The organism is Pseudomonas hygromyciniae (assembly GCF_016925675.1).
GTDB lineage: Bacteria > Pseudomonadota > Gammaproteobacteria > Pseudomonadales > Pseudomonadaceae > Aquipseudomonas > Aquipseudomonas hygromyciniae.
In genome coordinates this window covers 3842368-3855284 of record NZ_CP070506.1, presented here as the reverse complement: position 1 = coordinate 3855284, position 12917 = coordinate 3842368, and the positions used below count along the sequence as shown (strand labels likewise).

The 12917-nt window shown below is 62.8% G+C and carries 8 protein-coding genes; 4 read left to right on the top strand and 4 right to left on the bottom strand.

What is annotated here, in order from left to right; translation table 11 throughout:
* Positions 1 to 188: 188 nt before the first annotated feature.
* Positions 189 to 3263, bottom strand: coding sequence for an efflux RND transporter permease subunit (locus JTY93_RS16985; RefSeq protein ID WP_205476719.1), 3075 nt, complete (start codon positions 3261 to 3263; stop codon positions 189 to 191).
* 2 nt (positions 3264 to 3265) lie between these two features.
* On the bottom strand, positions 3266 to 4378 hold the full coding sequence (locus JTY93_RS16980; RefSeq protein ID WP_205476718.1) for an efflux RND transporter periplasmic adaptor subunit: 1113 nt from the start codon (positions 4376 to 4378) through the stop codon (positions 3266 to 3268).
* 217 nt (positions 4379 to 4595) lie between these two features.
* Here JTY93_RS16980 and JTY93_RS16975 point away from each other — a divergent pair, with 217 nt between their 5' ends.
* The 3 genes from JTY93_RS16975 (at position 4596) to JTY93_RS16965 (ending at position 7526) form a co-directional block, all read left to right on the top strand.
* A complete protein-coding gene (locus JTY93_RS16975; protein ID WP_205476717.1) occupies positions 4596 to 5471 on the top strand; it encodes a pirin family protein in 876 nt (291 codons plus the stop codon).
* 70 nt (positions 5472 to 5541) lie between these two features.
* The gene (locus JTY93_RS16970; RefSeq protein ID WP_205476716.1) at positions 5542 to 6984 is read left to right on the top strand and encodes a mechanosensitive ion channel family protein; all 1443 of its coding nucleotides are present in this window, start codon (positions 5542 to 5544) and stop codon (positions 6982 to 6984) included.
* Positions 6985 to 7088: 104 nt separating this feature from the next.
* The gene (locus JTY93_RS16965; protein ID WP_205476715.1) at positions 7089 to 7526 is read left to right on the top strand and encodes a carboxymuconolactone decarboxylase family protein; all 438 of its coding nucleotides are present in this window, start codon (positions 7089 to 7091) and stop codon (positions 7524 to 7526) included.
* A gap of 214 nt (positions 7527 to 7740) precedes the next feature.
* On the opposite strand, the gene JTY93_RS16960 is transcribed toward JTY93_RS16965, so the two are convergent.
* A complete protein-coding gene (locus tag JTY93_RS16960; RefSeq protein ID WP_205476714.1) occupies positions 7741 to 9891 on the bottom strand; it encodes a TonB-dependent siderophore receptor in 2151 nt (716 codons plus the stop codon).
* A gap of 192 nt (positions 9892 to 10083) precedes the next feature.
* Between JTY93_RS16960 and JTY93_RS16955 the strand changes: the two genes are divergently transcribed.
* Positions 10084 to 10863 carry an acetoin reductase gene (locus JTY93_RS16955; RefSeq protein WP_205476713.1) on the top strand — a complete coding sequence of 260 codons (780 nt, stop codon included), beginning with the start codon at positions 10084 to 10086 and terminating at the stop codon, positions 10861 to 10863.
* A 128-nt stretch (positions 10864 to 10991) separates the two neighbouring features.
* Here JTY93_RS16955 and JTY93_RS16950 read toward each other — a convergent pair whose 3' ends face one another.
* The gene (locus tag JTY93_RS16950; protein ID WP_205476712.1) at positions 10992 to 12854 is read right to left on the bottom strand and encodes a sigma-54-dependent Fis family transcriptional regulator; all 1863 of its coding nucleotides are present in this window, start codon (positions 12852 to 12854) and stop codon (positions 10992 to 10994) included.
* Positions 12855 to 12917: the final 63 nt, after the last annotated feature.

The window sequence follows — 12917 nt, the reverse complement described above, 5'->3', positions numbered from 1 at the left end:
TTTATCTGGCCGCAGGGTGGGATATTTCGGTGGATGGCGTTGGCCAAGCGTTGACCTCGTTGTAGGAGCGGGCTTGGGTGGGAGCGGGCTTGCTCGCGAAAGCGTAGTGTCAGTCGCCGAATATATTGACTGATCCACCGCTTTCGCGAGCAAGCCCGCTCCCACACAAGCCCACACACACATTGGATTTATGGGGTTTGGGGGATTGCTGCCCGCTTCTTGTCCCGGCCCAACACCAAGCTGCACAACGCCGGCAAGAACAGCAGCGTCAATAGCGTCCCCACCAGCACCCCACCAATCAGCACATAGGCCAGCGACGACCAGAACACCGATAACGTCAGCGGAATAAACGCCAAGGCCGCCGCCAGTGCGGTCAATATCACCGGCCGTGCGCGGCGTACGGTGGCTTCGATAATCGCTTCGCTGGTTGCCATGCCCTGTTCCTGATTCTGGCGGATCTGATCGGTGAAGATCAGCGTGTTGCGCATCAGGATCCCGCCAATTCCGATCAGCCCCAGGATCGCATTGAAGCCGAACGGCTGGTTGAACAGCAGCAGGGTCGGCACCGCGCCGATCAAACCCAGCGGCGCGGTGGCGAAGACCATAAACATCACGCCGAACGAGCGCACCTGGAACATGATCACCGTCAGGGTCAGCAGGATCATGATGGGGAATAGCGCCGCGAGGGCCACGTTGGCCTTGGCGCTTTCTTCCACCGGGCCGCCAATGTCCAGGCGATAGCCGGTCGGCAATCGAGCGATCAGCGGTTGCAGGTCTTTGTAGACGGCCATTTCCACATCGGGCGGCTGCACGCCGTCGACGATGTCGGCGCGTACTTCGACGGTGCTCGCGCGGTTGCGGCGCTTGAGGATCGGTTCTTCCATCACCGCCTGAAAATGCCCTACCTGAGCCAGGGGCACCGATACCCCGGCGCTGTTGGTCAGGGTCATATTATTGAGGTTGCCGAGGTCTTCACGTTGGCTGCCCTGGGCACGGGCTACCACCGACACCGTACGGTTACCTTCGCGCACTTCGGTGATGGGGTTGCCGCTGAGCAGGGCATTGAGTTGGGACTTCACCTCGTTGGGGGTGAAGCCCAGCAGGCGCAGGCGATCCTGGTCCAGCTCCAGGCGATAACCGCTGCTGCGCTCGCCCCAATCGAGGAACGCATCCTTGGTCAGGTGGTTGGCGGCGACCACCTGGCGCACTTCTTCAGACAGGCTGCGCAACACATTCACGTCCGGACCCGACACGCGAAACACCACCGGGAAGGGCACCGGCGGGCCGAACAGCAATTGCGTGACCCGTACCCGCGCGGCGGGGAATTCGCCGGCGGCGATACGTTCGCGCATGCGCAGTTTCAAGGCGTCCCGGGCATGGGCATCGGCGGTTTGCACGATCAGTTTGGCGAACGCCGGGTCGGGCAACTCAGGGTTGAGCGACAGGAAAAAGCGGGGCGCACCGCCGCCCACATAGGTGTCGACCATGCGGGTTTGCGGTTCCTGCAGCAGCGCCTTTTCCAGTTGCGCCGCCACCGCCTCGGTGCTTTTGAAGGCACTGCCCGGTGGCATATACACCTCCAGAATCAGTTCGGAGCGGTCGGAGTTAGGGAAGAACTGCTTCTTCACCACGGCCATGCCCAAGCCGCACAGCACAAACGCCGACACGACCAGGCCGGTCACCAGCCAGCGTCGGCGCACGCAGGTTTGCACCAGGTGGCGCAGTTTCTGGTACCAGGGGCCGGCATAGATTGCGTCGTGGCCGCCGGGCACCGGCTGGATGTTCGGCAGCAGCTTGACCCCCAGGTACGGGGTAAATACCACCGCCACCAACCAGGAGGCGATCAGGGCAAAGCCAACGATCCAGAAGATATTGCCGGCATACTCGCCCGCAGCCGAACGGGCAAAACCCACCGGCAGAAAGCCGATGATCGTCACCAGGGTGCCGGTCAGCATGGGGGCGGCGGTGGAACTCCAGGCGAAGGTGGCGGCGTGGATGCGGTCGAAACCTTCTTCGAGCTTCACCACCATCATTTCAATGGCGATGATCGCGTCGTCCACCAAAAGCCCCAGGGAAATAATCAGCGCGCCGAGGGTGATGCGGTCAAATTCACGGCCGGTCAGCAGCATGATCACAAACACGATGGACAGGGTCAGCGGCACCGCTGCCGCCACCACCAAACCGACGCGAAAGCCCAGGGCCAACAGACTGATGAGCATCACCACGGCCAGGGCGACGAAGAACTTGAGCATGAATTCATCGACTGCCAGGCGGATGTTTTTCGCCTGGTCGGAGACTTTCGCAAAGTTGACGCCCAGGGGCAGATCCGCCTGGATCCCCGCTTCCTCGGCTTTGAGGCTCTTGTCCAGGTCCAGGCCATTCCAGTGTTTTTCCATGATGATGCCGAGCATCAACGCGGGGTCGCCCTGGTGGCGGATGCGGTAGCTGGGCGGGTCTTCATAGCCACGGCTGACGGTGGCGACGTCAGCGATGCGCAGCACTTTGCCGTCCACCGGCAGCGGCACGTTTTCGATCAGCGCCAAGCTGTCGAAGGCGCCGTCGATACGGATATAGGCGCGGGCGCCGGCGGTTTCGACAAACCCCGATGGGGCCACGGCGTTTTGCGCGGCGAGGGCGGCGAAGATCTGCTCGGGCTTGATCCCCAGGGTGGCCAGGCGCTCATAGGAAAACTCGACAAACACCCGCTGCGCCTGCTCGCCGAGGATATTGACCTTCTTCACCCCCGGTAGCCTGAGGAAGTCCTGGCGTATGGCTTCGGCCATCTGTACCTGTTGGCGATGGGGCAGGTGTTCGGCTTCCAGGGCGTACAGGGCGAAGTACACATCGGAATATTCATCGTTGAAGAAGGGCCCGATCACACCTTTGGGCAGCCTGGCGGCTTCGTCGCTGAGTTTTTTGCGGGTCTGGTAGAACAGGTCCTGGATTTCATTGGGGCGCGTGGACTCGAGGAAGGTCATGCGCATCGACACGAAACCCGGTTGGGCGATGGTTTCCACCCGATCGTAATAGTCCAGTTCTTGCAGGCGCTTTTCCAGGCGGTCGGCCACTTGCTCCTGCATCTCCTGGGCCGTGGCGCCGGGCCAGGCGGCGCTGATGGTCATGACCTTGACCGTGAACAACGGGTCTTCGGCACGTCCCAGTTTGCCAAAGGAAAAAATCCCGGCGGCGAGTATCGCGAGAATCAGGAACAGCGTGACGGCGCGGTGCTTGACCGCCAGTGCAGAGAGGTTGAGGCCATGCATGCTCAAGGTTCCTGGCGGCGATTGAGGGTCAGTGCCTGGGCGGGCAACAGGCGCACGCTGTCACCCTGGTGCAGCAGATGCGCGCCGAGGGCGACGATCAGTTGCCCGGGGCTGACGCCGCCGGAAAGCAAGGCTTCTTCCTGGCCCAGGCTGGCCACCGTGACCGGGGCGAAGCTGACCTTGTCATCGGCACCAATCAGCCAGACTCCGGTGCCGTTGCCGGCATCCAGCAGGGCGCCAATCGGCACGCGGGTCTGTGGCGGTTGGCCGTTGCCTTGCAGGCGCAAGGTGATGGTGGAGCCGAGGGCGAAACGCTCAACCGTGCCGTGCAATACATAGCGCGCACGGTAGGTGCGGGTGACGGGATCGGCGCTGGCGGACAGTTCGCGCAAGGTTGCGTTGACGGCGTGGTCCGGCGCGCCGAACGGCAAGGCCAAGGCTTTTTGCGAGGCGCGGTCGCGCTGGTTTTCCGGCAGGTTGATGATTGCTTCCCGTGCTCCGTCGTGGGCCAGGCGTGCGACGATCTGCCCTTCGGCTACCACCTGGCCGCGCTCTACCCGCACGTCGGTGATCACCCCGTCGCCATCGGCTCGCAGCACCGAGTAGGTGCGACGGTTTTCGATCTGGCTGGCATCCGACCGGGCGGCGGCGAGTTCCGCTTCGGCGACCCGCAGGTTAGTCGCGGACTGGTCGAAAATCTGCCGTGACACCGCGCCAGTGCTGGCCAGGCGTTGGTAGCGGTTTGCATCATCACGGCGCTGGCGCAGTTGGGCCTGGGCGGCGTTGACGCGGTTGTTCGCCGAACGCAGTGCCAGTTCGAAGTCGCCGATGTCCAGCACCAGCAAGGTGTCGCCACGGGAAACGTGTTGGCCGGGATCGACCTTGCGTTCGATCACCTTGCCGCTGACTCGAAACCCCAGATCACTTTCGGTCCGGGCCGCCACCACGCCGGTATAGGCGTTCTGCTGGCTGGCGGCGGCTTCGACCTTGGCCGCCAGCACCGGACGTGATGGCGCAGCATTGGCGCTGGGGTCGGCCTGGCTGTTGCAGCCGCTGAGCAGCAGCAACAGCGCCAAGGGCGGGAAAAGGCTTTGAAGGAGAAGGCGCGTGCTCATTTCAGGCTCCTGGTGCTGCTGGGTCAGTAAAAATTACATGTGTAATATTTTGTGGAATATTACGACCGAAATATAATTTAATCCAGCCCCTAAAAGTGAGTTGAGCGGGAGAGTGGCGACATCAAGTTGTCCCATGTATGGAACGATGCGAGTCAAATCCGCCGTCTACCGCCTTATTGGTATTGGATTTAAGGTGTATGCACATTGGAGGACCCTCATGAAAAACATCATCGGTATCTACACCAGCCCACGCGGCCATTGGGTTGGCGACGGTTTCCCGGTTCGCACGCTGTTTTCCTACGACACCATGGGTAAGCACATCAGCCCGTTCCTGCTGCTGGACCACGCCGGCCCGGAACATTTCACCCCCACCACCCAGCGACGTGGCGTGGGCCAGCATCCCCATCGCGGCTTTGAAACCGTGACCATCGTTTACGAAGGTGAAGTCGAGCACCGCGATTCAACCGGTGCAGGCGGCACCATCGGCCCCGGCGACGTGCAGTGGATGACGGCAGCCAAGGGCATCCTGCATGAGGAGTTCCATTCCCAAGCCTTCGCCAAACGAGGTGGGGCCCTGGAAATGGTGCAGCTGTGGGTCAACCTGCCGGCCAAGGACAAAATGAGCGACGCCGGCTACCAGACCATCCTCGACGGCGATATCCCCGCGTTGCCCCTGGCCAACGGTGCTGGCAGCCTGCGCCTGATCGCCGGTGAGTTCGACGGCCACACAGGCCCGGCGCGCACCTTTACGCCCATTGATGTGTGGGATCTGCGCCTCAATGGCGGCAAGGCCGTGACCTTTGACCTGCACGCCGGGCGCAATACCGCGCTGGTGGTGCTCAAAGGCACCGTGCAAGTCAACGGCGGTGAAGTGGTCCGGGAAGGGCAACTGGTGCTGTTCGAGCGCGATGGCAAGCAGATCAGCCTGGAGTCCAACACCGACGCCATGGTGTTGCTGCTCAGTGGTGAACCCATCGACGAGCCCATCGTCGGTCACGGCCCGTTCGTGATGAACACCGAGCAAGAGATCCACCAGGCCTTTGCCGACTTCCAGTCCGGCCAATTCGGGCAACTGCACGGCGCCGCCGATTGATTGGTGGCGCCCTATACCCGCCAACTGCATTTCATGCGATCTTCAGGGCATTCGCCCTGGAGTCGCCTGGATGCTGTCTTTTATCGCCGATCACCCGATGCTGTGCGCCCTGGCGCTGATCCTTATCGATATCGTCGTCTGGCGTCTGTTTTCGGCCAGCCCCGGCAACTGGAAATTGATCGCGCGCCTGGGGATTTTCGCCGTGTTCAGCGCCGTGCTGTTCAACGATGGCATGAACCCCATGCAACTGGCGCCCTATGCCGACAACACCCCGCTGCACCTGGCCGCCACGGCGTTGCAGATCGGCTGGTGGTTGTTCGCCGCGCGCACCCTGACGGTCTTGCTCGGGGCCTTGATGATGCAGCGGGTCGGCCATACCGGGCGGTTGCTGCAAGACCTGATGGGCGCGGTGATCTTCCTGATCGCGATCATCGCGGCCATGGCCTACGTGCTCGACCTGCCAGTCAAGGGCGTGCTGGCGACGTCCGGCGCGGTGGCGATCATCGTCGGCCTGGCCTTGCAAAGCACCTTGAGCGACGTGTTCTCCGGGATCGTGCTCAACACCACCAAGCCCTACCAACTGGATGACTGGATCTCCATCGACGGCACCGAAGGCCGGGTGACGGACATCGACTGGCGTGCCACGCGCCTGCAAACCTCCCAGGGCAGCATGGCGGTGATCCCCAATTCGTTGGCGGCCAAGGCCAAGATCATCAACTTCTCGCGCCCGGCCGATATGTTCGGCCTGGCGGTGAGCCTGCAAGTCAGCCCCCATGCGCGCCCACAAACAGTGCTCGAAGCCTTGGAGCGTGCCATGCAGGGCTGCCGGCAATTGCTGGCCAAGCCGGCGCCAAGCGTGGCGTTCAAGACCTCCACGGGCGGCGGTGTGGAATATGAAATCAGCGGTTTTGTGCCTGCCATGGGCCTTAAACGCGAGGTGCGCAATCAGCTTTATGACCTGGCCTACCGGCATTTGCAGGCGGCTGGCGTCAGCCTGCTGTCGAGCGCCGAGAGCCCCACCTCGCCGACCACCTCGCCGGCGCGGGCGCTGCTGGAAAGCTCCAATATCTTCTCGACCCTGCGCCAGGAAGAGAAGGAAACGTTCAGCCAGAACATGACCCTGCGCACCTTCCGCGCCGGCGAGATGATCCTGCCGACGGGGGAGGTCAGCGATCATCTGTTTATCATCGAGTCCGGGGTGGTTTCGGTGATGCTGGCCAAGGCCGGGCACACGTTCGAAGGCGGGCGCATGGGCCCCGGTGAAGTGATTGGTGAAGCCGGGATCCTGGGTGAGCAAAGCGTGCCGGCGGACTTTGTGGCGAAGACCTACTGCACCCTCTACCGCATCGAAAAGGAATACCTCAAACCGTGCCTGGACGCGCGCCACGATATCAGCGAAGCCATGCAAAACCTCCTGGATTTCCGCCTGCATGCCGCCCAGCACCTGACCCAGGACGCGCCAATCGTACCGGTGAAAAAGGGCTTCTTGCATTGGCTGCGCAGCCGCGCCTGAAGCGCTTGGCATTGGCTACCTGTTCTTCGCCCGGATTGGCTATTTGTGCAGGGTAGTGGGGTGATTAAGCTGGGCACCAATCCCCACTGTCCTGGAGTAACACCATGTCTGCCCGTATCGATTTCTACACCGCTTCCCCTGACGCGATGAAAGCCATGCTCGCCCTGGAAGCGGCCGTCGGCAAATTGTCCATCGAACTGCCGCTGCTGGAGCTGGTGCGCCTGCGCGTGTCCCAGATCAACGGCTGCGCCTTCTGCCTGGACATGCACACCGCCGATGCACGCAAGGGTGGCGAGACCGAACGTCGCCTGTACACCCTTTCGGCCTGGCGTGAAACGCCATTCTTCACCCCACGGGAACGTGCCGCCCTGGCCTGGGCCGAAAGCCTGACACTGATCAGCCATACCCACGCCTCGGACGAAGATTACGCGTTGCTCAATGACCAATTCAGCCCCGCCGAACAGGTTGACCTGAGCGTGGCCATCGCCACCATCAACAGCTGGAACCGCCTGGCGGTGGGCTTTCGCAAGATGCCCAAGTAACACCATTCAAAGATGGGCGCTGGCTATTAAGGGCCAGCGGACCAATCCCCTGTGGCGAGCGGGCTTGCCCCGCGCTGGGCTGCGTAGCAGCCCCAAAACCAGCCGCTAGGGTGTATCTGGCACACCGCATTCGGCTTATTGGGGCTGCTAAGCAGCCCAACGCGGGGCAAGCCCGCTCGCCACAACAGCCCGATTCAGGTTACTTGGGGCGGGATCAGAAGTTGACGGACGCACTCAAGCGCGCCGTCAATGGCGCGCCCTGGAACAGATAGTCATCGCCCATGTATTCGCCCGCGTCACGCCAGTAGCGCTTGTCGAACAGGTTGTCGACGCTCAGGCGAAACACCGTTTCATAGCCGTCAACCTTGGTGGTGTAGCGGCTGCCAATGTTGACCAGCGCATAGTCGCCCACTTCCACATTGCCGGTGCGATTGGCGTTTTTGCTGGCGCTGTATTGCACGCCGCCGAGTACCGCCAGGCCGTTGACCCACGGTAGGGCGTAGTCGGCGTATACGCTGGCGCGCAGCTTGGGCACGTTGATCGTCTGGTGACCTTCGTATTGCGGCGTGCCGCTGCCGTTTACCCGGGCGCGAATCGCCGCCACGCTGGTGGCGATCTGCAGACGCTCGGTGGCCCAGCCATTGGCCGACAGCTCCAGGCCGGTATTTTTCTGCTGGCCCTGCTGCACGTAGGTGAAATCGCCGGCGCTATCGGGCTTGGCGTACTGGTAGGCCTGGCGTGTCTGGAACACGGCGGCGGCGAAGCTGATGCGGCGCCAGTCGTATTTCACCCCGGCTTCGAGCTGGCGGGAAACGGTTGGCGCAAGTATCTGGCCGGGAATCCTCGCATACCACGGTGCTTCGCCGCCCAGCGACAGGCCTTTGCTGTAGCTGGTGTACAGAGACAGGTTTTCCATCGGCTTGAAGATCAAGGCAGCGTTGGGCAGGAACACATACTTCTGGGTATGGCGAGCCTGCACCCCAGTCTCGTCGAAGGCTTTTTCATCCAGGCGCACTTCACGGCCACCGAGCACGGTTTGCCATTGCTCGTTGAAACTGATGCGGTCGGTGACGAACAGCCCGTACTGGCGGCTGTCGAGGCGCCGGTGACTGTCGTTCAATGGTTTGTCGGTGGGCGGGAAGGTTTCCGGGTCCTGATTGATGTTGCCGGTGCCGACGTATTCGTTGACCGACTTGCGCTTGTCGATCACCCGGCGGAACGCGCTGGTACCGAAGGTCAGCTCATGGCCTATGCCTGCGGTGTCGAACAGCCCGGTCATGGCCGCCTGGATTTCATCATTGCGCCGGGTGTCGTCGGGGCTTCGGTAGTCGTAGACGTCGTAGTCACCCTCGGGGCTGAAAGTGTTCGCGTTGCACGTGCCAACGTAGTAGCAACCCCACGCAAACGAACTGTAATCATCAATTACCACCTTGCTGCGGGCCGCGCTGACGCTGCCTTTCCACTGGTCGCTGAAGCGGTACTCGAACTTGCCGTTGAGGTTCAGCGATTCGATGCCCACCTGCTTGGAGCCGCTCTGATGGCCGAGCAGTTTTTTCGGCGAGGCGTCATGGGGCACTTCGGTGCCGCCGAGCAGTTGGTAGCCGGGCACCGAACGCTGTTGCTTGTCCTGGTATTCGGCATCCAGTTGCAGCACGGCGTCGGGGCTGATGTTCCAGTCGAAGGCCAGGGACACAAAATCGCGCTGGCCATTGGCGTGTTCGACATAAGAGTTGAGGTCTTCATGGGCGACGTTGGCGCGCAAGCCAAATTGCTGCTCGCTGCCAAACCAGCCACCGACATCGGTAGCGATGTAGCCGCTGCCGCGATCATCGGTGGACAGCGTGACTGAACGCACGTCTTCCGGGCGCTTGGTCACGTAGTTGATCACGCCGCTGGGCTCGGCAATCCCGCTTTGCAGGCCCGCCAGGCCTTTGAGCAGTTCCACCCGCTGTTTGTTTTCCAGGGCGACGTTCTGCTCGCCGGTGACGGTGCGACCGTTGATCTTGTAGCTGCTGGCGGCATTCAAGGAAAAACCCCGGACCACGAAGTTTTCGTAGTAGCCGATCGGCGCGTAGCTTTCGCCCACCGAGGCGTCGTTGCGCAGCACTTCACTGAGCAGGCGTGCCTGCTGGTCCTTGATCAGCGCGGCATTGATCACGGTGATCGAAGCCGGGGTGTCGAGCAGCGGCGCTTCCTCGAAGCCGCCGACCGACGCGCTTTGTGCGCGATAACCGGACTCATCCTCGCCCTGGATATTCAGCGCTGGCAATTCAAGCTCAGCCGCCAGGCTGTTGCCAATGCCGCCGCTGAGCAGCAGGCCGAGGGCCAAATGTGAGGTGACGACGGGGCGAAAACGCAAAACCATGGGGGCAAGGCCTTAAAGCGCGGGGCGGGGGCGCATAAGCTAGGCATAACTGCGGGCCTTTACAAGTACTGGCCGTGGCGCGTCGGCTTGAGACGTTGCGTCTCAAGCCCCACGCCAGGTCATCCGGGCCTCGACAGCGCGACCCCGCACCTGCGATAGACAAGGCTTCGCTTATCGTTGCAGGAGATCATCATGAGTATCGCTGGAAAAGTTGCACTGGTGACCGGCGCCGGTCAGGGCATTGGCCGGGCCATCGCCCTGCGCCTGGCGCGGGACGGGGCGGATATCGCCCTGGTCGACCTCAATAACGCCAAGCTTGAAGCCGTGGCAGCCGAGGTCGTGGCACTGGGGCGCAAGGCCTCGGTGTTTACCGCCGACGTGTCCAAGCGTGAGCAGGTGGTCGCGGCGGTCGACCATGCGCACCAGACCCTCGGTGGCTTCGACATCATCGTCAACAACGCTGGAGTGGCGCAGATCGATTCGCTGCTGGAGGTGACCCCGGAACAGGTCGAACGCACCCTGGGTATCAACGTGCAGGGCGTGTTGTGGGGCATCCAGGCTGCTGGCAATAAATTCAAGGCGCTCAAACAGAAGGGCAAGATCATCAACGCCTGCTCGATTGCCGGGCATGAAGGCTTTGCCCTGCTGGGCGTGTACTCGGCGACCAAGTTTGCCGTGCGCGCCCTGACCCAGGCGGCGGCCAAGGAACTGGCCAGCGCCGGGGTGACGGTCAATGCCTATTGCCCGGGTGTAGTGGGCACCGATATGTGGGTCGAGATCGACAAGCGCATGGCCGAGATTACCGGTGCTGAAGTTGGCGCAACGTACAAGAAGTACGTAGATGGCATCGCACTGGGCCGCGCAGAAACGCCGGAGGACGTGGCAGGCCTGGTGGCCTACCTGGCCGGCCCGGATTCGGACTACATGACCGGCCAGGCACCGTTGATCGACGGCGGCCTTGTGTACCGCTAACCCCAGGCTCGACCCGGTAAAAATGTGGGAGCGGGCTTGCTCGCGAAGGCGGTGGGTCAGGTAGCTTATTTGTTACTGACACACCGCTTTCGCGGGCAAGCCCGCTCCCACATTTGGATTGCAGGGTTTCAGGGGTGTTTACCGGGCATATCAATGCCCAGTTGCTTGACCCGGCGATACAAGGTCGCGCGGGAAATCCCCAGCGCCTGCGCCGCCGGCAACGGCTTCCAGCGATGGCGCACCAGCGCATCCAGCAGCACCTGCCGCTCTGGGCTCGCACTGTGTTCTACCTCGACTTCCACCCGTTCGCCGCGCACCTCGACCGGCAAGTCCGTCAGTTGGATCGTCCCGCCTTCGCACACCGCACAGGCATAGGCCAGCACATGGCGCAGTTGCCGCACGTTGCCAGGCCAGGCATAGCCCAGCAGTGCCTCAAGCGCTGCCTGACCGATGCCCACCGTGATTGCGCAGCTGCGTGCTTCCTGCTCCAACAACCGGTTGATCAAGCCCAGTTTGTCGGTGCGCTCGCGCAGCGGCGGCAAGGTGACACGGGCGCAGCCCAGGCGAAAGTACAGGTCTTCACGAAAACGCCCGTCATTGACCAGGGCCGCGAGGTCGCGGTGGCTGGCGCAGATGACCTGGATATCCACCGCTTGGGTTTTCGCCGCACCCAGCGGGGCCACTTCACCTTCGGCCATCACCCGCAGCAAGCGTGTTTGCAGGGCCAGGGGCATATCGCCGATTTCATCGAGGAACAACGTGCCGCCGTGGGCCTGTTGCAACAGCCCGGTCATGCCCTTGCTGGAGGCCCCGGTAAAGGCACCGGCGACGTAGCCAAACAGCTCGCTTTCAATCAGGTTTTCCGGGATTGCCGCACAGTTCACCGCCACGAATGGCCCATCGCGGCGCGCACTGCGGGCGTGCAGTTGGCGGGCGAAGACTTCCTTGCCGGCCCCGGTTTCGCCTTGCACCAGCACCGGCAGGTTGCGGTCCTTGACCCGCACGGCCAGGCGCAGGTGTTCTTCCACCCGTGGGTCGACCTGGGCATGGGGCAGCGCCCGCGCAGGTTGGCGCCGCGGGGTGTTGACGCGCACATGCAGCACGCCAGTTTCTCCCAGCCACTGCAGTTGCTGGACCGATTGATCGGTCACCGCGCGCAACGCGTCGAGGTCGAACACCTCGCCGATATGCACCGGCACCTGGCCAAAGCGCCGGCGCAACGCCTGGCGTGCCTTGCTGTTCAAGGCTTGCAGACGACCTTCCTGGTCCCAGGCCAGCAGCAGGTCGGGTTGGCTGTCGACATAACCCGGCGTGCTATGGGCCTGGAGCACCCAGTGGCGGGCGGCGCTGTGCATGAAGAAGGCGTTTTCGATGGCCTGGGCGCTCTGCGCCACCATCTGGCGCACCAGGTGCTGGCTGCGTCGGTCATCCGGCGATTGCAGCGCCGAAGCGTCCATCACCCCCAGCAGGTTGCCCTGGGGGTCGAAGATCGGCGCGGCGGAGCAGGTCAGGTTGATAAAGGCGGCGCGGAAGTGATCGCGCTTGTGCACCGTCACCGCCGCTTGGCTGGTCAACACCGTGGCCACGCCGCACGTGCCTTCTTCGGCTTCCGACCAGCAGGTGCCCAGGTACAGGCCGGCCTTGCGGCAGTCGCTGCGGATCGCCGCATCTACCCGGTGGTCGATGGTCTGGCCCTGGGCGTCGGTGAGCATCACGCAGTAGTCGGCATGGCGCACGCGGTGGTGCAGTTGGCTGACTTGCTCGCTGGCAATGCGCATGAACAGCTCGGCGCGCTCGCGGCATTCCTTGAGCAACGGTTCGGTGAGGATCCGTGGACCCTGCAGCGAGCCAGGATCCAGGTGGTGTTGCTCCATGGAGCGACGCCATGAATCGAAAATCAGCGACGGCACTGGCGCCTGGGGCAGGCGCTCGGCATTACGGACCACGCGACTGACACAGTCGACATGCTCCCTGGAGTTCGCGGCGAGCATAAGGCCTCCGGTTCTCGATCTTTGTTGTTATGCCCGCCATTAAGCGCCCAGGGGCGCAAGGGG